Source organism: Proteus sp. fly-1089 (genome assembly GCF_040138965.1).
Classification (GTDB): domain Bacteria; phylum Pseudomonadota; class Gammaproteobacteria; order Enterobacterales; family Enterobacteriaceae; genus Proteus; species Proteus vulgaris_B.
This window is the reverse complement of the sequence record NZ_JBEETS010000006.1, coordinates 66,512-86,400: the sequence shown is the minus strand read 5'-3', so window position 1 is coordinate 86,400 and position 19,889 is coordinate 66,512. Positions and strand designations below refer to the sequence as shown.

At 38.2% G+C, this 19,889-nt stretch carries 17 protein-coding genes, 1 tRNA gene and 1 pseudogene; 12 read left to right on the top strand and 7 right to left on the bottom strand.

Annotation, left to right across the window (positions count from 1 at the left end; genetic code table 11):
* Positions 1–54 precede the first annotated feature (54 nt).
* Positions 55–684 (bottom strand): ubiquinone biosynthesis protein UbiH, encoded by a 630-nt coding sequence (locus ABN080_RS13610; protein ID WP_349441255.1) that lies wholly within the window; start codon positions 682–684, stop codon positions 55–57.
* Between the two features lie 303 nt (positions 685–987).
* Positions 988–1,635: a CPBP family intramembrane glutamic endopeptidase gene (locus ABN080_RS13605; RefSeq protein WP_349441254.1), complete on the bottom strand. Its 648-nt coding sequence runs from the start codon at positions 1,633–1,635 to the stop codon at positions 988–990.
* A 191-nt stretch (positions 1,636–1,826) separates the two neighbouring features.
* Here ABN080_RS13605 and tssD point away from each other — a divergent pair.
* Positions 1,827–2,065: pseudogene (gene tssD, locus ABN080_RS13600) on the top strand (type VI secretion system tube protein TssD); the annotation flags it as partial.
* A gap of 260 nt (positions 2,066–2,325) precedes the next feature.
* On the opposite strand, the gene ABN080_RS13595 reads toward tssD, so the two are convergent.
* The 4 genes from ABN080_RS13595 to aspA all read right to left on the bottom strand — a co-directional run bounded on the left by ABN080_RS13595 (position 2,326) and on the right by aspA (position 6,363).
* Positions 2,326–2,401: transfer RNA gene (locus ABN080_RS13595), tRNA-Phe, on the bottom strand.
* A gap of 296 nt (positions 2,402–2,697) precedes the next feature.
* Entirely contained in the window at positions 2,698–3,270 is a 573-nt protein-coding gene (dicD, locus tag ABN080_RS13590; RefSeq protein WP_196554491.1) for a division control transcriptional repressor DicD, read from the bottom strand.
* 184 nt (positions 3,271–3,454) lie between these two features.
* Positions 3,455–4,780 carry an anaerobic C4-dicarboxylate transporter gene (locus ABN080_RS13585; RefSeq protein WP_072069058.1) on the bottom strand — a complete coding sequence of 442 codons (1,326 nt, stop codon included), beginning with the start codon at positions 4,778–4,780 and terminating at the stop codon, positions 3,455–3,457.
* Positions 4,781–4,938: 158 nt separating this feature from the next.
* A complete protein-coding gene (gene aspA, locus ABN080_RS13580) occupies positions 4,939–6,363 on the bottom strand; it encodes an aspartate ammonia-lyase (RefSeq protein ID WP_196554490.1) in 1,425 nt (474 codons plus the stop codon).
* A gap of 375 nt (positions 6,364–6,738) precedes the next feature.
* Between aspA and ABN080_RS13575 the strand changes: the two genes are divergently transcribed.
* The 5 genes from ABN080_RS13575 (at position 6,739) to ABN080_RS13555 (ending at position 11,951) form a co-directional block, all read left to right on the top strand.
* On the top strand, positions 6,739–7,245 hold the full coding sequence (locus ABN080_RS13575) for an FxsA family protein (protein WP_196554489.1): 507 nt from the start codon (positions 6,739–6,741) through the stop codon (positions 7,243–7,245).
* A 169-nt stretch (positions 7,246–7,414) separates the two neighbouring features.
* Entirely contained in the window at positions 7,415–7,708 is a 294-nt protein-coding gene (locus ABN080_RS13570; protein WP_036914050.1) for a co-chaperone GroES, read from the top strand.
* A 52-nt stretch (positions 7,709–7,760) separates the two neighbouring features.
* Positions 7,761–9,407: a chaperonin GroEL gene (gene groL, locus ABN080_RS13565; RefSeq protein WP_196554488.1), complete on the top strand. Its 1,647-nt coding sequence runs from the start codon at positions 7,761–7,763 to the stop codon at positions 9,405–9,407.
* A gap of 242 nt (positions 9,408–9,649) precedes the next feature.
* Positions 9,650–11,281 carry a Na+/H+ antiporter gene (locus ABN080_RS13560; protein WP_196554487.1) on the top strand — a complete coding sequence of 544 codons (1,632 nt, stop codon included), beginning with the start codon at positions 9,650–9,652 and terminating at the stop codon, positions 11,279–11,281.
* A 325-nt stretch (positions 11,282–11,606) separates the two neighbouring features.
* Positions 11,607–11,951: a DUF4156 domain-containing protein gene (locus ABN080_RS13555; protein ID WP_023582946.1), complete on the top strand. Its 345-nt coding sequence runs from the start codon at positions 11,607–11,609 to the stop codon at positions 11,949–11,951.
* Between the two features lie 107 nt (positions 11,952–12,058).
* Here ABN080_RS13555 and epmB read toward each other — a convergent pair whose 3' ends face one another.
* Complete coding sequence (gene epmB, locus ABN080_RS13550) at positions 12,059–13,087, bottom strand: EF-P beta-lysylation protein EpmB (RefSeq protein WP_164526762.1); 1,029 nt, start codon at positions 13,085–13,087, stop codon at positions 12,059–12,061.
* 44 nt (positions 13,088–13,131) lie between these two features.
* On the opposite strand from epmB, the gene efp reads away from it, so the two are divergent.
* The 6 genes from efp to ABN080_RS13520 all read left to right on the top strand — a co-directional run bounded on the left by efp (position 13,132) and on the right by ABN080_RS13520 (position 19,883).
* Positions 13,132–13,698, top strand: a complete 567-nt coding sequence (efp, locus tag ABN080_RS13545; RefSeq protein ID WP_006536168.1) for an elongation factor P — start codon at positions 13,132–13,134, stop codon at positions 13,696–13,698.
* Positions 13,699–14,428: 730 nt separating this feature from the next.
* The gene (locus ABN080_RS13540; RefSeq protein WP_072069044.1) at positions 14,429–14,905 is read left to right on the top strand and encodes an RpiB/LacA/LacB family sugar-phosphate isomerase; all 477 of its coding nucleotides are present in this window, start codon (positions 14,429–14,431) and stop codon (positions 14,903–14,905) included.
* Between the two features lie 159 nt (positions 14,906–15,064).
* The gene (locus ABN080_RS13535; protein WP_072069040.1) at positions 15,065–15,961 is read left to right on the top strand and encodes a pirin family protein; all 897 of its coding nucleotides are present in this window, start codon (positions 15,065–15,067) and stop codon (positions 15,959–15,961) included.
* Between the two features lie 321 nt (positions 15,962–16,282).
* On the top strand, positions 16,283–16,903 hold the full coding sequence (locus ABN080_RS13530) for a 4Fe-4S dicluster domain-containing protein (protein ID WP_072069038.1): 621 nt from the start codon (positions 16,283–16,285) through the stop codon (positions 16,901–16,903).
* Between the two features lies 1 nt (position 16,904).
* A complete protein-coding gene (gene hyfB / locus ABN080_RS13525; RefSeq protein ID WP_349441253.1) occupies positions 16,905–18,920 on the top strand; it encodes a hydrogenase 4 subunit B in 2,016 nt (671 codons plus the stop codon).
* Between the two features lie 12 nt (positions 18,921–18,932).
* Entirely contained in the window at positions 18,933–19,883 is a 951-nt protein-coding gene (locus ABN080_RS13520) for a respiratory chain complex I subunit 1 family protein (protein WP_036934336.1), read from the top strand.
* Positions 19,884–19,889: the final 6 nt, after the last annotated feature.

Here is a 19,889-nt window from a genome sequence, read left to right as displayed (position 1 = left end):
ATTTTTTAATCGTATTTGTTTGTTAAGTTAATTACATTTCATCGAATGTGGATATCAGCGATGAAATTCATCTTCCGTTACGACTTGATAACTGTGAGTAGACGCGTCATAACTAATAATAATAACGTTGTCTCCTCGTTTAATATTTTCGTGTTCTGGTGCTCTAATTTGTAAAATTAAACCTGCACCCCCATCTTCTAAAAGGGCTTCACCTTTGTTTTCCGTGACATTCGCTGATCGTACTATGGCTAATTTGCCTATCAATTGGTGTACTGATTTAGGCTTATTACGTGATATGAGCTTTTTACGAATGGGTTTTAAACATACCGCCGTAAGATTAAGAGAAATAAAAGAGATAATGATTAATGCAACAAAGCCAACTAAATAATAAATAAAATCTGTTTCAATAGCGCTGATAATCCAATAGTTAGTAAAGTAACTGATAAACCAGCCTATAAGGGTAAAGAAGGTTAAAATAATCGTAACAGGGATACCCGCTAACCCTAATTTTGTTAACCAACCTGCGAAACCTGTTGCATCAACATCTAATTCACTATCAATATTAAATAAATCAATATCTAATAATCCAAAAGCAGCACAAAGCCAATAAAAAGAGATAATAATTAGTAATGCACTAAAAATAATGCTAGGAAAAGCTAGGCTATTTTGGAAAAACAAATTCATATAGAGTTCTCTTAATTTAAGAAGATGGTAATATCCTTGTCATATTAATATCTCTTATCATACTTTAATACGCTGAAAAAGCATGTAGTTATAATCACATTCTATATTTATTTTTTCATTTTATTTTTATGGAAGTTAATATAACTTATTTAGATAGTGATGAATAATATTTGGTATTATTGCGTATAAAATCAGATCATTCTCTAAAATAATAATAAAAATATTTTCATCTATTACATATCATTTCTTATAAAGTGAATAAGTGTTTTGTTATAAAAAATATAAATTTATTAAATAAAAACTCTATAACATTAAAAAAACGATACTAATTGTATTGTGTATTCCATGCATCACTATCGGCGCGATTAATGAACGAGTCCCTATTCTGATTTGGCAAAACACAACACCCACAACAAAAATAAGGATAAATGTAGTAACTGACTCATATTGAGTATGCATAGCGGCAAATAGAAGTGAAGAGATAATAATGGCAATCCATTTTCCTATATTGCCATACCACATACCTGCATTTAGTAGAAAACCTCTAAAAATGATTTCTTCAGTAATTGGGGCAATAAAGATAACTGAGAGTGCAAATAAGAAGAAGGCAAAACCTGTAATAGATTCGATTTCTGTAATCCATGAATCATCTTCAGAGCCTAAAAATAAACTAATAAAATATAATCCCAATAAGGCTAAAAAGGGGGCTTTCAGTGAGTTCCATTGAAGGTGGCCTAATGGCATTAATTTAATCTTTTTTTGATAAGCAAACCAAATGATTAGGCAGTAAGGGAGGTAAACAAAAAAACTGATTAATGAGATGATATAAGGCGATTGAAACAGTGCAATTGGTGAAGGTGTTAGCAATAGACTAAAAGAGGAAAAAAAGTAGCCTATAAAGGCAAATACACAGATGACTGAATGGTAAACTCGATCTTTGGGAAATTCCATTTTTGTTTGTCCTTGTATGGGAGGCATCATTTAATTTTACAGAATATTGATTACAATGTTCAAATGATTAAATCATTAATCAATTTAAATATACAAAGTGATCTTATTATTTTGATTAATGAACGATTAGAGGAAATATACTATGCAAGTATAAATATACTTAGATTAAATTCTTGATAAAAGGGTTGAAAATGGCAAACATTATTTATTTGACAATAAAAATTAAAAACAAGGGTTAATTTCATCAGGGTGTTCAACACAAGAATCTATTGGTAACCTTTGTCAAAATGGGAAGGAAGATAAAATATATATTTATGAATTAAATCATTCACTTTCAAGAGCTCAAAATGCCAGTCATTTCCCTATAATGATAAAAAAACCTTTAGATAAATCAACACCATTATTAGGAATGGCTATTTCTAATAATGAAGATTTTGGTGTGAACCCATTTTTTAACATTAAGCCTTCAATTCCATTTTTCATAATCTACCTTCCTTATTCTCATATGAGGCAAATATATCTGGACTAGCATATTATTAATAGTGTTGTATTTATTTTGATCTACTTTCTAATAGATAGGAATGAGGTAGGTAGAAAAGGGAAAAGGTGATGAAGTGTATTTCTTAATCACAACAACTAGCTTAGTCTATAAAAGCAAAAAACCAGCCCTAAGGCTGGTTTTTCTAAAGATGGTGCCCGAACTCGGAATCGAACCAAGGACACGGGGATTTTCAATCCCCTGCTCTACCGACTGAGCTATTCGGGCTAACGAGGCGCATTAAACCGTATTCAGCGGGATGCGTCAACGTCTTTTTAATAAAAAATACAAAAATAAGTTTGTTTGCTTTCTTTTTATTCTATTTGAGTTTAAATTTTCATCATAAGCGATTTTTTAGTAAAAAATGCTTAAATAACAATCAGTAAAGATATTCACTTTTTTGTATATCGAAGAGAAAACTTTCTCTTTTTTTGATGATTAAATTTGTTTTTTGCTACTCAGCAGAGAAAAATTGAGTACAAACGAAAAAATAGACCGTTTTTCTTGTTTTCCTGCATTTATAACTAACTTAATGCACCATTTTTTCGGCATTGAGCAATCTTAAGAATATCCTCTGCCAATAATTTTGCTGTAATAATATCATCAGCATGATGATTGACCATTAAACGGCTTAAACAGCCTTCTAAGATGAGTTCCATTTGTTTAGCAACTAACTCACTGTCTTCGATATCAAGCTCGCGTAGTAGCGTTCTAGAGTAATCAAATGAGCTCTGTTTTTGACGTTGGCTTAATTGGTGGATTTGAGAGTGTTCATCAGGGTATGCACTACATGCTGCAACGAATAAACAACCAGGAAAACGGTTTTTCTCTAAACGTATAGTGAGCTGATCATAACGAGCCAGTAACTTTTGTTCGATCGTCAGTTCTTCATCTAGCATAACTTGGCGTTGCCAAATATCAATTTGTTGCCCGTGATGGCGAAGACAATCAAAAATTAAGGCATCTCTATCAGGCCAAAATGGGTGAAGTTGAGATTCATTAATACCCGAGTCTTGAAGAAGCTCTGGTAAAGTCGCCGCTAAGCCATATTGCTCTAGCTGGATAAGTACGTGGTCTAATAACGCTTCACGTTGCACGGAAATCTCCTTAAATCACGTTGTCGCGAAAACATCATAATTAGCAGACTTTAACTAAAAATGAAAGTAAGAGGTGACCGGGTAAAATGAAAATACCCCATCTTGCGATAGGGTATTTTTTTGTTTTTTTATTTCTTGTAAGCGCTAGGCGCTTTTTTGCAATGTTTTAATTTTTTACTTCAAACTACAGGATCATACCGCCGAAGAGGAAACCAAATCCGACAGCTAATACCACACCAATTGTACCAGGGATAAAGAATGGGTGGTTGAAGACTAATTTACCGATACGGGTTGTACCTGTGTCATCCATCTGGACTGCCGCAACCAGTGTTGGGTAAGTTGGCAGGATGAACAGACCAGAAACCGCAGAGAAAGATGCAATTGCAGTTAATGGAGATACACCTAGCGCTAAAGCCATTGGCATTAATGCTTTTGCTGTTGCTGCTTGTGAATATAACAGTGCAGAACAGAAGAAGAAGATAACGGCTAATAACCAAGGATGGCCAGTGATCAAATCACCCGCAGTCAGTTTGATCCAATCAATGTTACTTGAAACGAAAGTATCACCTAACCATGCAACACCCAGAATACAGATACATGCACTCATACCTGCTTTAAAAGTACTTGAGTTGAGGATGGTATCAGTTTTAACTTTACAGAAAACAGTGATAAGCGTTGCAACACTCAGCATGATGATAAGAATAGCGTTAGTGGTGTTCATTAACGGTTCTTTCACGATACCTAAGCTTGGGCTGTTGATGATTGCATAAGTAACAACACAGACAACACCCAGTAAGAACAGCATTACAGATGATTTAGCACCTGGTAATGTTTCTCTGCGTTCTTGGCTACCACGTAACTCAACCAGACCTTGTTCTAAACGCTCACGATAGACAGCATCATCAGATAGTTTTGAGTTAAATACCCAAGATACGATGAATGACATCAGGATGATTGCTAGGAAGGTTGCTGGTAATAAGATAGATAACAGTGTGATATAGCTTACTGTATTACCTTCACCGACCATTGCTGGGTTTTCCATGACTGATGCCATGTACACAACTGCAGCAGAGATAGGAGATGCAGTAATACCGATTTGAGCTGCAACAACACCTGTTGATAAAGGACGGCAAGGCTTAATGCCTTGTTCTTTTGCAACTTCTGCAATAACTGGCAGTGTTGCTAAAGAGATGTTCCCTGTACCTGCAAATAGAGTTAAGAAATAAGTCACAATTGGCGCAAGAATTGTGATGTATTTTGGATTACGTCTTAACAGTTTTTCAGTTTGCCCAACAAGGTAATCCAAACCACCAGCAACCTGCATCGCAGAGATTGCGGCAATAACAGCCATAATGATGGAGATAACATCAAAAGGGATTGAACCAGGTTTAACACCGATAGCAGCTAAAACTAAAACCCCTAAACCACCGGCAAACCCGATACCAATTCCCCCAAGTCTCGCACCGAGGAAAATGGCCAGCAGAACGATAATCAATTCTACGGCTAACATAGCGTTTACTCCTTGAGATAATTAAAAAAATGAGAAAGATAAGTTAAATTTTTGTTTTTACAATCAAGTAAAAAGGCACGCCTCTTAAAGAGTTCGTGCCTTGTATTTTTAAGAGCTCATTCTTATGTTTAACAGTGTCATGTTATAAAACACAATTATTAATCATCGAAGCGTTTTGCTTTGTAAGCCGGGTTTTTTAAGTTCTCGATAGAGAAGATATCATCCAGTTGTTCTTCGGTTAATAAACCGCGTTCTAGAACAACTTCACGTACGCTCTTACCAGTTTCTGCACAAATCTTACCAACGATGTCGCCGTTATGGTGACCAATGAATGGGTTCAGATAAGTAACGATACCGATTGAGCTAAATACGAAGTGTTCACAGATTTCTTTATTCGCAGTGATACCATCAACACATTTTTCTACTAAGTTACGGCAAGCGTTGCTTAACAGAGCGATTGATTCGAACATTGCTTGGCCGATAGCTGGTTCCATTACGTTTAATTGTAATTGACCTGCTTCAGCAGCCATAGTTACACAAGTGTCATTACCGATAACTTTAAAGCAAGCTTGGTTAACAACTTCTGGAATAACTGGGTTTACTTTAGCTGGCATAATTGAAGAACCTGCTTGTAGTTCTGGAAGATTGATTTCTTTCAGACCAGCACGAGGACCAGAAGACAGTAAACGTAAGTCATTACAGATTTTAGACATTTTCACAGCTAAGCGTTTTAATGCGCCGTGAACCATTACATAAGCACCACAGTCAGAAGTTGCTTCAATTAAGTCTTCTGCTGGAACACAAGCTAAACCAGTGACTTCTGCTAGTTTTTCAACAGACAGTTTTTGGTAACCAGGAGCTGTGTTCAGACCAGTACCGATAGCAGTTGCACCTAAGTTCATTTCTAACAGTAACTCAGCAGTGCGTTTCAGGTTTTTGATTTCTTCTTTCATCAGTACAGAGAAAGCATGGAATTCTTGACCTAAAGTCATTGGTACAGCATCTTGTAATTGAGTACGACCCATTTTCAGGATGTCTTTGAACTCAACTGCTTTTCTATCAAAACCAGCTTTCAGCAGTTCGATAGATTCGGTTAATTTGATAACAGAGTTATAAACCGCTACACGGAAACCACAAGGATAAGCGTCGTTTGTTGATTGGCTCTTATTGACGTGGTCATTCGGGTTCAGGTATTGGTATTCACCTTTTTGGTGGCCCATTAATTCCAGACCGATGTTTGCGATAACTTCATTGGTATTCATATTTAATGAAGTACCAGCACCGCCTTGGAATACATCAACTGGGAATTGATCCATGTGTTTACCTGTTTCTAATACTACGTCACAGGCTTTGATAATCGTATCAGCGATTTCACGAGGAATAGTGTGAAGTTCTTTGTTTGCTAATGCAGCAGCTTTTTTCACCATTACCATACCGCGGATGAATTCTGGAACATCATTGATGGTACGATCACTGATGTAGAAGTTTTCAATTGCACGTAAAGTGTGGACGCCATAATAAGCATCAGCAGGAACTTCTCTTTTACCTAACAGGTCTTCTTCGATACGAGTTTTATTTGACATGAGAACCTTCTTATTAAAATTTTAACTGTCTAGTTATGCGCTTGTTAATAAAATATATCGTTAACGGTTAATAATGTAATATAACTTACCGTTTTGCTTGGTACTGACACGATCATATTCGGGTTGTGAACAAATACCTTTAAGCTGGATCACTTTATACGTAAATAACGTCTAAATATTTTCTTTTTGTGATCTATCTCATGGATTTTACAGTTCTACTTCTCTTTTTAACGCCCCTTGAAAAGGAGTGTTAGGCTCCCCATTATTATGTAGATAAACTAAGAAAAAGCGAGTTCGTAAACCATCACCTTAGATGTAGTTCACACTCCTTTCTATTAATAATATGAATCTTTTTTTTATAAAAAGGAGAACCAAGTGCGTTGGCTCCCATTAATTGTTATTTGTCTTCTTATCTATATAGAAGCTGTGATTTTCGTCAATGTAGCATCTTCGATTGGCGTACTTACAACACTATTCCTTGTGGTGCTGACTTCTTGTGTTGGTGTCTCATTGGTAAAAAATCAGGGCGTAAAAAATATTGCTTCAATGCAGCAAAAACTTGCAGTGGGTGAAGTGCCTGCTGCTGAAATGGTGAAAAGCGTTTCGTTAATACTGGCGGGTATTTTATTGTTGATCCCCGGTTTCTTTACGGACTTCTTAGGTTTACTGTTGTTACTGCCACCATTACAAGCACTGTTAGTGACAAAATTAATTTCTCGTATTCGTGTTTATTCAGGCAATCATGGACAAAGTGGATTTTCTTCTGGTCAAAATGGCGCCACCTTTGAAGGTGAGTATCAGCGCAAAGAAGATTCACCGAGTAACCAACTGAATAATAAGGGTGAAGATCAGGATAACGACCATTTTTCTGATAAAAAATAATTAGCCCAAAGCATAATCGACTAAAAAGGGGAAAATTTGAAAAAAAAACACACTTCTCCCCTTGAAGTTTTACCGGATGCCCCCACCTGTATCGTCATGGTACTGGTTCATCTTAGGCACTGGTATCAACCTTAATCCTGATATGGACTTTTTTATAGGAGCACTATTAATGAAGATTCGTCCATTACATGACCGTGTTATTGTTAAACGTAAAGAAGTCGAAGCTAAATCAGCAGGCGGTATCGTCCTTACTGGCACCGCGGCGGGTAAATCTACTCGTGGCGAAATTTTAGCCGTAGGTCAAGGCCGTATTATGGAAAACGGCGACGTTAAACCACTGGATGTTAAAGTTGGCGATATCGTAATTTTTAACGACGGTTATGGCGTTAAAACAGAAAAAATTGATAACGAAGACGTGCTTATCATGTCTGAAAGCGACATTTTAGCAATTGTAGAAGAATAATTTTTCTCTTTTAAGATCTTCTTAAACTGAACGAATTCAAAGGAAATATACGATGGCAGCTAAAGACGTCAAATTCGGTGTAGATGCTCGTAATAAAATGTTACGTGGTGTTAATGTTCTTGCAGATGCAGTTAAAGTAACTTTAGGCCCTAAAGGTCGTAACGTTGTTTTAGATAAATCTTTCGGTGCACCTGTTATTACTAAAGATGGTGTATCTGTAGCACGCGAAATTGAACTCGAAGATAAATTCGAGAACATGGGTGCGCAGATGGTGAAAGAAGTTGCTTCTAAAGCCAATGATGCAGCAGGTGATGGTACTACAACTGCAACAGTATTAGCACAATCAATCATTGCCGAAGGCTTAAAAGCAGTTGCCGCAGGCATGAACCCAATGGATCTGAAACGTGGTATCGACAAAGCAGTTATTGCTGCTGTCGAAGAACTGAAAAAACTGTCTGTTCCATGTTCAGATACTAAAGCAATTGCTCAAGTTGGTACCATTTCAGCGAACTCTGATGAAACCGTTGGTACTTTGATCGCGCAGGCGATGGACAAAGTCGGTAAAGAAGGCGTTATCACTGTTGAAGAAGGTACTGGCTTAGAAGACGAGCTAGATGTTGTTGAAGGTATGCAGTTTGACCGCGGTTACCTGTCTCCTTACTTCATCAACAAACCTGAAACAGGTACTGCAGAATTAGAAAACCCATTCATTCTGTTAGTTGATAAAAAAGTATCAAATATCCGTGAATTACTACCTGTTTTAGAAGGTGTTGCTAAAGCTAACAAACCTCTGCTTATCATTGCAGAAGATGTTGAAGGCGAAGCACTGGCAACCTTAGTTGTGAACAACATGCGTGGTATCGTTAAAGTTGCTGCGGTTAAAGCACCTGGTTTTGGTGATCGCCGTAAAGCAATGCTACAAGATATCGCAACGTTAACTAACGGTGCTGTTATTTCTGAAGAAATCGGCATGGAGTTAGAAAAAGCAACGTTAGAAGACTTAGGTCAAGCAAAACGTGTTGTTATCAACAAAGACACTACTACAATCATTGATGGTTTAGGTGACCAAGACGCAATCAGCGGTCGTGTAGCTCAAATCCGTCAACAAATCGAAGATGCAACTTCAGATTATGACCGTGAAAAATTACAAGAACGCGTTGCTAAATTAGCTGGCGGTGTTGCAGTAATTAAAGTCGGTGCAGCAACTGAAGTTGAAATGAAAGAAAAACGTGCTCGTGTTGACGATGCTCTGCATGCAACTCGCGCAGCAGTTGAAGAAGGCGTTGTTGCTGGTGGTGGTACTGCACTGGTTCGTGTTGCTAACGCTCTGCGTGAGATGGTTGGTGATAACGAAGAACAAACAGTAGGTATCCGCGTTGCATTACGTGCAATGGAATCTCCAATGCGTCAAATCGTTGCTAACGCAGGTGAAGAACCATCTGTTGTTGTAAACAACGTGAAAGCGGGTGAAGGTAACTACGGTTATAACGCTGCAACTGATGCTTACGGCGATATGATTGATATGGGTATCTTAGATCCAACTAAAGTGACTCGTTCTGCATTACAATTTGCTGCATCTATCGCAGGTCTGATGATCACAACAGAAGCGATGATCACCGATTCACCTAAAGACGACAAAATGGATTTAGGTGGCGCTGGTGGTATGGGCGGCATGGGTGGAATGGGCGGCATGATGTAATTCATCAGCTTACCGTTTTACAAGAAAACCCGAGCTTAGGCTCGGGTTTTTTTATGTCAGCGATAAATAAAAATCAACGATATGGTTAATGGTTAGGTTATTTTGCTTAACATCTCTGATTTAGGAATTATCAGATAATTCATTTTTTATATAATTAGAAACAACTTATTTCTTTACAACTAGACAACAGATCGTTTTTACTGCACCGCTTAAAAAATATTAAATAAATTGGGGTGTTCACCATGTCTGTCGTCGCAATTGTACTCATCTTTCTTTTTGCCGTGATTGTGAGTGTGTTTATCTCACGATTACTGTCAGAAAAAATTCCTCTGCCGTTGATCCAAATAGCTGTAGGAGCTTGTTTGTCGATCTTTGGCTTTGAAGTGGCGTTTGATCCACATCTTTTCTTGTTCCTCTTTATTCCTCCATTGCTGTTTTTAGATGGTTGGCGTATTCCCAAAGAAGCGTTGTTCCAAGAGATTAAACCGATTATGTCGTTAGCGATCGGTTTAGTGGTTGTCACCGTAATTGGCATGGGCTTTTTTATTCACTGGCTTATTCCTTCTGTTTCACTTGCGATTGCATTTGCTCTAGCGGCAATTTTGTCACCGACCGATCCTGTTTCAGTCTCAGCTATGACTGTAAATTCGCCACTTCCTTCTCGTATGACGCATATTTTAGAAGGGGAATCGTTACTTAATGACGCAACTGGTTTAGTTTGTTTTAGCTTTGCGGTTGTTGCGGCATTAACGGGATCTTTTTCTATTGTTTCAGCCACAGGACAGTTTTTAGTTGTGGCTTTAGGCGGGGCGGCAATTGGTCTAATTGTTGCGGGTATTATTGGGCGGTTAAATCAGTTTTTGGTGAGACGCACAGGTGAAGATCCGGCTATCCAAATCTTGATTAGCTTACTGATGCCATTTTTTGCTTATTTATTGGCGGAGCATGTTCATGTGTCAGGTATTCTTGCTGCTGTTGTTGCCGGTATTGCAATGCACTACGAGAAAATTGTGGGTCGTATGCAAGCCGCAACACGTATGCAAAGTAAGGCTGTGTGGGATACGGTTCAAGTTGCGCTTAATGGGATGATCTTTATTTTATTAGGTGAACAACTTCCGGCAATGTGGAAAATTTTACCTGAAGTAACGCAATCCGCTGGGGCTACTAATCCTTGGGCTGTGTTAGGTTATATTATTGTTATTACAATAGCCCTTGCTGTGCTACGTTTTGCATGGGTATGGATCTCAATGTGGTTAACGGTATTCCGCTCACCGAATAAGCATTTATCGCGTCATGATTTACGTTTGATGGCAATTATGGCAACTGCTGGGGTGAGAGGTGCAATTACATTAGCTGGTATTTTAACACTCCCTTTATTAATGACTGACGGCTCACCTTTTCCAACACGCGATCTGGCTATCTTTATTGCTATGGGCGTTATTCTTTGCTCATTATTAATCGCAACAATTGCATTGCCGATTTTAACTAAAGGGCTATCAGAAGATTTACCTTATGAAAATGATGAAATTCGTACACGCTTAGCTTTAAATGAAGCAGCAATTGCACATATCAATGAATTAATGAATCAACCTTGTGAAGACTTAGATGAAATGTCACTACGCAATGAGGCAGGTTCACATTTATTAGAAATTTATAGCCGTCGTCTTGATAGTGAAGATAGTGTGCAAGAAGGTGCACTTGATCTTAAGCGCTTGTTTAGTATGGAACGTAAATTATCTCGTAGTGCATTAAAGGTTGAACGTGATGCATTACAACAACTGCGTAAATCACGTCATATTAGCGAGCATATTTTTCATCGTTTACGCCATGAATTAGATTTAAAAGAAGAAGCGCTGAATCATCATTTGAGTTAATTTAGGCCAATATTATCGTCAGGTGATTATTGATTGTCTGACGATTTTTAAAAAATGAACAAATAGTGTGTTCATTCTCGCACTGTGTAGGCTGAAAATAGGACAGATCATTTTAAAAGCATAAAAGCGGTGTAGAATAGAGGCATTGTTGCTTTGTCTATCTCAAAGCCGAATTTGTACGTTAAAATAAGTTTAAAGCGAAAATAATATCTTAAGGCTATTGGCTAATGTGAGATAGTAATAATGATTTATTTTTGCGCATAAGAGGGATGACAAGGTATATTGTTGTCTTGACTAAACGGACACTCAAATAAATGAGGGGATCATGCGAATTAAATTGTTATTGGGAGCTGCTGCAGCGTTGTTATTAGCAGGCTGTTCTGCAACAAACACATTAAGCACTGCTGGCTCACAGGTACAAATCACTGATACGCAACCAGGCAGTGAATGCCAATTATTAGGAACAGTGACAGGTGTTCAAAATAACTGGTTATCAGGTTCCCGTACTGAAAGCCAATCACTGCGAGGTGCTGCTAACGACTTACGTAATAAAGCAGCTGCAATGGGTGGTAACGTTATTTTTAATGTTGGTACTGGCGCAGGTAGCTTTGTTGATAGCTTTGCACCATTAGATAGCAAAATGAGTGGACAAGTTTATAAATGCCAATAAGGGCATTTAATTTATTCACTATTTATTAGTCTGCTAATAGATAAAAAAGCTGTAGTCACTTCATCTATTTGAATTGAGCTACAGCTTTTTTGTTTCTGTCATATTGATTATTGCTGGCGTAACCCAAGATCTAACAACGTTTTACTTGGTTCGCCACCAATTTCACGCGTGAGTTTAGGTACCATATAACCTGATACTAAACTCATAAGTCCTTTCATAATTTCTCTAGCTTCTCTGTCTGGCACCATAAAGTGGGCCGCGCCTTGTACTTTATCTAGAACATGCAAGTAATAAGGCATAACACCAGCATCAAATAAGGCGCGACTTAGCTCGGCGAGAACTTCAGCGCTGTCATTAACCCCCCGCAATAACACACCTTGATTTAATAAAGTCACATTGGCTTTTTTTAACTTTAAACACGCTTCTCTCAATGTATCATCAATTTCATTAGCGTGATTGATATGCAGTACCATGATATTTTGCAAACGTGATTGTTGTAAGCGCTGACATAGCGCATCAGTGACGCGAGCAGGAATAACCACAGGTAGGCGAGAGTGGATGCGTAAACGCTTAAGATGAGGGATTGCTTCTAGTTGTGTTATTAACCAATCAAGTTCATCATCTTTTGCCATAAGAGGATCGCCCCCAGAGAAGATGATTTCATCGAGTTTTGGGTTATTTTTGATATACTCTATTGCCTTGTGCCAATTTGCCTTGTTTCCTTTGTTATCTTCATAGGGAAAATGACGACGAAAACAGTAGCGGCAATTGACAGCGCAACCACCTTTGACCAGAAGCAATGCACGATTCTGATATTTATGTAATAAACCTGGCACCGCATTTTGTTGCTCATCTAACGGGTCCGTAGAAAATCCCGGTGTTATGGTAAATTCAGCATTTGCAGTTAATACTTGTAAAAGTAATGGATCGTTAGGATCGCCTTTTTTCATGCGTGCAACGAATTCACGGGGAACCCGTAGCGGAAAAAGCCGTCGCGCCTGAGCCCCTTTTTGGAGATCAGCGTGATGTTCCAATGCTAAAAGTTGGAGTAATTCAACAGGATCACTGATTGCCTGCGCGAGTTGTGTTAACCAGACTTCTCTGGTGGGGTGATTATGAGTTACAATGTGTGCCATTTTTTGGCTATGCCATTTTAAATTAAAAAAGTTAGAGGATATTCATGGCTTCTTATAATACCAACGATTTTCGTTCAGGTCTTAAAATCATGTTAGATGGCGAGCCAGCCGTCATTACTGAATGTGAATTTGTTAAACCAGGTAAAGGTCAGGCATTTGCTCGTGTACGTCTGCGTAAACTGATCTCTAACAAATTACTAGAAAAAACATTTAAATCTACTGATTCAGCAGAAGGTGCTGATGTCATGGATATCAACTTAACTTACCTGTACAACGACGGTGAGTTTTGGCATTTCATGAACAACGAAACTTTTGAGCAATTAGCTGCAGACGAAAAAGCTGTTGGTGATAATGCTAAATGGTTGATCGACCAAGCTGAGTGTATCGTAACTCTGTGGGATAATCGTCCTATCGCTGTTATTCCACCAAACTTTGTTGAATTAGAAATCGTTGATACTGATCCAGGCCTGAAAGGTGACACCGCAGGTACAGGTGGTAAACCAGCAACATTAAGTACAGGTGCAGTCGTTAAAGTACCACTGTTTGTACAAATTGGTGAAGTCATCAAAGTTGATACTCGTTCAGGCGAATACGTATCACGCGTAAAATAATCGTGTAGATTATTTTACTGAGAGTAACGTTAAGTACAATAATTAATTACCGCAGATAATGTTAACTATCTGCGGTATTTTTTTATTTTTAATTTATAATAATTGAATAAACTATGCTATTTTCTTTCTAAAAAATTGATTAATTTGTATTACTGCATTATTTAATTTTTTATGTTATTATTTTGTTCATAATTTATTTATCCCTTTATTATATTTAGAATGCCAAAAATGAATGCTCTATTCAATATTGGAATTGGTAAAAAATAACCATTTTCTTAGAATGAGTGTGTAGGTTGTTTTGGTAAAGATAATCCACAGCAATATTTACTTTAAGTTTTTTGACTTTCCTTTAAGAGATATTGAAGAGTATAGATAAAAACATTAATCCTGTAATATTATTGATCTTTATTTTATATTTTAGTTGTACTAGGGAAACCCTTTCAATATAGACATTTACTTTGATATATCTCTTTTATTTTTTATTAATTCAATTTATGACGTAATAAAATTAACTTATTTTATAGGTTAATTGACTTCTTTATAGAATTAATTTCCATTCTTTATTTCTTCTTTTTTTGTAAAATCCCCACACTTAAACACAAATAGTAGAATTTTAATCTATACTTTATTTAGGTTAAATATAAATAATAGCCTTTGAGTTTATTTTAAATTTAAATGTTATCAATGAGTTATATTTACCATTAGTACTTGAGTTAATTTAGGAGGCTATATGGAAAATAGAACGATTATTATGGGAGCAGATCCTTCAGGATTTGAGCTTAAAAATACGATTAAATCTTATTTGTCAGAAAAAAATTACACAATAAAAGATCTCACAGAATCAGGCCCTATTGGCTATTGTGATGTGGGCGATAAAGTTGGTTCGATTGTTTCTGAACATCCTGAATATATTGGCTTTGTTTTCTGTGGTACAGGAATGGGTGTGAGTATTAGTGCAAATAAACATAAAAATGTTTATTGTGGTGTGTGTGAAAGTATTACGACAGCTCGTTTTTGTAAGGTAATTAATAACTGTAATATGATGGCAATGGGTGGCTTATTAATAACACCTTTTAAAGCTAAAATGATGGTTGATGCCTATTTATCAGCAACCTTTACAGAAGGTTTTTCTGAAGCAACACCTGAAGATTTACAATCTGGCTTAAATTCAATGAGACAAATAGAAAAGAAAATTTATAAGATTTAAGTCATTCTTATTATTCACTTTTATAAGCCTGAATTATCAGGCTTATTTTTTATTTAAGTGATATATTTTGCTTATTAAATAGATAAAGGTTTAGTATCTATACTAGATAATAAATAAAGTATTTTATGACTTAACAATAAATTAAAAAGTAGGTGAACAATGGAACATCAACACTCTGACGCAGTAAATGCCCCATTACGTATTACCTCTAAAACCCGTGATGTTGGAGGGATTGAAACTTATCGTGCTTTACCTGATAAAAAACAACGCTTAATTGGACCTTGGTGTTTTCTCGACCATTTAGGCCCCACCGTTTTTAATGATACTGTCGATAAATTAGCTATTTCGCCACATCCCCATATTGGCTTGCAAACTTTTACTTGGATGTTAGAAGGCGAAATTTTACATCGTGATAGCTTAGGTTTTCAGCAAGTTATTCGACCTCAACAAGTGAATTTAATGACAGCCGGTCACGGTATTAGCCATTCAGAAGATAGTCACGGTGATAAAAAAGAAGTTCATCTGGCACAATTATGGATAGTACTACCAAACGATAAAAGAAATATGCCACCGCGCTTTGATCACTATCCTGATCTGCCTAAATGGCAAGCCGATGGCGCTGACTTCACGTTACTCATCGGTGATTATCAAAACCACAGCTCTCCCGTATTATGTTTATTACCCATGGTTGGCATGGATATTATGTCAAAACATGCTACTCGCATTCCTTTATCATTAAATCCTAAATACGAATATGGGCTTTTTGTTTTAACGGGAGAAATGACAATAGAAGGGGAACGCTTTGCTGCGAATGAACTTGCTTATATTGGGATACAAAACGCTGAGTCATTAACAATTGAACTAAGTGACAATGCACAAATTCTTTTCTTAGGTGGTGAACCTTTAAATGAAAAAATTTTGATGTGGTGGAATTTTATTGGTCGTAGCAAAGAAGAAATTCAACAAGCAATCACCGATTGGAATGCAGGCAGTGAGCGTTTTGGTAAAGTGGTTAATGATGAAAGAACACCTCTGGTATCTCCTTTAATGCCTTAATCTTATGTTATAAAAGAAAACATTAATATTACGTGTTTAAAGTTAGCTGAGTTATCTAAAGATAATTCAGCTATTTTTTTCTTTGTGCTTCGCCATTTTTGATACCTAATCATAGTGACGACGAAATTGTTGTTTAGAACTCACCACTTACTGTCAACGTCATAATTGTCGACACGTCATTTTTTATTTTCATTTTATTTTTTAATTCATTGATTTTAAATGTAAATAAAATAAATCCTCTCTTGGCACGAAATATGCTTCATCTAAAGAAAAATTGACGACAGTCATGCTGTTAAACGTTTTTCTCGGAGGATGTGGCGAATGAATCGCTTTGTAATTGCAGAGCCACAACGATGCATAGGGTGTAATACCTGTATGGCAGCTTGTTCGGAAGTTCATCAAGCTGTGGGATTACAGGCGCACCCGCGTCTTACAGTGGTAAAAGTGGAGGATCAGACAGCCCCGATGCTTTGTCGGCACTGTGAGGATGCTCCTTGTGCTCGCGTGTGCCCAGTCAATGCCATTACTCATGAAGATAATATGATCTTTCTTAATGAGAGCCTGTGTATTGGCTGTAAGTTATGTGGTCTGGTTTGTCCCTTTGGGGCAATTACACCATCAGGTAGCAAACCCGTTAACTTACCAGCTGTCTTTGAACATTTTGTTCCTGAAGAAATGTTGGCCGATGTGCCAGCAAGTCTTCCAACAACCAACCCATTTCTTGCGTGGAATGTGGGTATTCGTGCAATTGCAGTGAAATGTGATTTGTGTGCTTTCTCTGATGAAGGTCCTGCTTGTGTCAAGGTGTGTCCGACAGATGCATTGCATTTAGTTGAAGAAGACAAACTTGAAGAGCAGATGAAAACGCGTCGCTTAGATTCTGTGATGGAACCTATTACGAGTCTTGACGATTTATCTACTTTGACACAGGAGCGGAAGTAATATGGAACCTCTTCAGTTACTGCTGTGGTCAGTCATCCTGTATGTTGTTGGTGGCGTTATTGCACTGTTTTTAAAGAAACAGGAAGGGTTGGCAATCCTTATTTCAGGGATCAGCGCAATCATCGGCGGTGTATTAGGTATTTTAAGTGCATTACCGGTTATTTTGGGTGGTGAAATCGCCACTTTTACCGTGGCAGGCCCATTTGAATTTGCAGCCTTCGTGGTACGCATGGATATGTTAGGCGCCTTTATGGTGTTTGTCATTTCATTATTGGTCAGTGTGTGTGCGCTTTATTCTCTTGCTTATGTGCAAGAATATAAAGGACGTGGCGCTTGGAGCATGGGATTCTTTATGAATCTGTTTATTGCTTCTATGGTTGGCTTAGTGGTGATGGATAATGCGTTTTACTTTATTATCCTATTTGAAATGATGTCACTGGCTTCTTGGTTCTTAGTTATTGCTGACCAAGATGACGAATCTATTCACGCAGGTTTACTTTACTTCTTTATCGCTCACGCAGGCTCCGTGTTAATCATGATTGCCTTCTTCTTGATGTGGCGTGAAAGTGGTAGCCTTGATTTTGATTCATTCCGCCAGCTCTCTCTTTCTCCTGCAATGGCTTCTGTGGTGTTCTTACTGGGTTTCTTTGGTTTTGGTGCCAAAGCCGGTATGTTGCCATTACACAGTTGGTTACCAAAAGCTCACCCCGCAGCGCCTTCACACGCATCGGCATTAATGTCAGGTGTAATGGTTAAAATTGGTATCTTTGGGATAATCAAAGTCGGTATCGATTTATTAGGCGCTACAGAAATGTGGTGGGGCATTGTTGTTCTTGGGTTTGGTGCCGTTTCTTCTGTATTAGGTGTTATGTACGCCTTAGCAGAGCACGATTTAAAACGCTTACTCGCATGGCATACCGTTGAAAATATCGGCATCATTTTAATGGGTGTGGGTGTTGGCATGGTTGGTATGGCAACAAATCATCCTGTTATTGCCGCACTGGGTCTATTAGGGGCGTTATACCACTTATTAAACCATGCAGTGTTTAAAGGATTATTATTCTTAGGTGCAGGCGCCATCATTAACCAAATTCACACACGCGATATGGATAAGATGGGCGGATTGGCAAAATTAATGCCTTATACCGCAACAGCCTTCTTAATTGGTTGTATGTCCATTTCAGCTTTACCGCCACTAAACGGGTTTGTGAGTGAATGGTATACCTACCAATCGCTATTTTCGATGAGTTACGAAGGTAATTTTGTGATGCGCTTAAGTGGTCCTATCGCCATTATTATGCTGGCAATTACGGGTGCATTAGCGGCAATGTGTTTCGTTAAAGTCTATGGTGTTAGCTTCTGTGGTGGTCCGCGTAGTGATCAAGCAACAAAAGCGAAAGAAGTGCCTTTACCAATGACGATTGCAATGGGTTTATTAGCACTTTTCTGTGTTGTGTTAGGTGTTGGGGCGGCTTTTGTTGCACCAATTATTGCAAACATTGCAATGTCACTTAGCGAAACCAGTGCATTAACTGTGACTCAAGGCGCAATGCTTGTTCCTGATACCGCATCACAAGCAATGTTCTCTCCAGCATTAACATTTGTTTTATTAATTGCTCTACCGCTTATCCCATTCCTGATCTACCTCGGCCTAAAAGGCAATCAACCTGCGTTTCGTCGTAAAGGTAATCCTTGGGCGTGTGGTTATGTATGGGAAAAAGACATGGCAGTGTCAGCAGGTGGCTTTACTCAAGCACTACGTAGCATGTTTGCACCACTTTATCGTATGCGTAAACAGCTTGATCCATCTCCATTGCTGTCTCGTGGTTTTAATAAAACACAGCTCGGTGCTGAAAAGGTCGAACCATTCTGGGATGAACGCATTATTTATCCTCTGGTTCGTGGGATCCAACGATTTGCAAAACGTATCCAATGCCTACAAGGCGGGGATTTTAGGCTTTACTGTCTATACGTTGTTGCAGCGCTGGTCATCTTGCTTTTAGTCATCGCAGCGTAAGGAGAGGGACTTATGACTTTCCAAGAAGCACCTACGTTAATGATGGGAATATTCGCACTAATTCAAGCACTCTTTTTGCTGGCGATAACCCCGTTATGTACAGGTATTTCGCGCACAATTCGCGCCAAGATGCATTCGCGTCGAGGCCCTGGAATTTTGCAAGATTATCGAGATATCTTTAAGTTGTTTAAACGCCAATCAGTAGCACCTGAGCAATCTGGTGTGATCTTCCAAGTGATGCCGTATGTGTTACTTGGAAGTATGTTAGTGGTTGCCATGGCACTGCCTGTCTTTACTGCAACGTCACTGTTTGCGGGCGCGGCCGATCTTATCGCACTGATTTATTTGTTTGCACTTTATCGTTTCTTCTTCTCTTTATCAGGTCTGGATTCAGGAAGCCCATTTGCGGGTATTGGTGCTAGCCGTGAATTAACACTGGGTGTGTTAGTCGAGCCAATTTTAGTGTTATCACTGATTGTGGTGGCTTTAATTGTGGGTTCAACCAACGTTGGCACCATCAGTGCAACTCTGGCTCAAGGTTGGGTATCACCCACAGCAACACTGTTAGCCTTATTAGCTTGTGCTTTTGCGGCATTTATCGAAATGGGCAAAATGCCATTTGACGTTGCTGAAGCTGAACAAGAGTTACAAGAAGGACCATTAACTGAGTATTCAGGCTCTGGTTTTGCCATGGTGAAACTGGGTCTTGGTTTAAAACAAGTTGTAGTGGCTGAACTGTTCTTAGCCATATTTATTCCTTTCGGTAAAGCAACAGAATTCACCTTTATTGCACTGATCATCGCGTTAGTTTTAATGGCAGTGAAATTGTTAGTGGTGTTTGTATTAGCGTCATTGGTTGAAAACAGTTTAGCGCGTGGTCGCTTCCTGCTGACTCACCATGTGACATGGTTAGGATTCGGTGTTGCGGCACTGGCTCTTGTTTTCTATTTAACCGGTCTATAAGGAGCG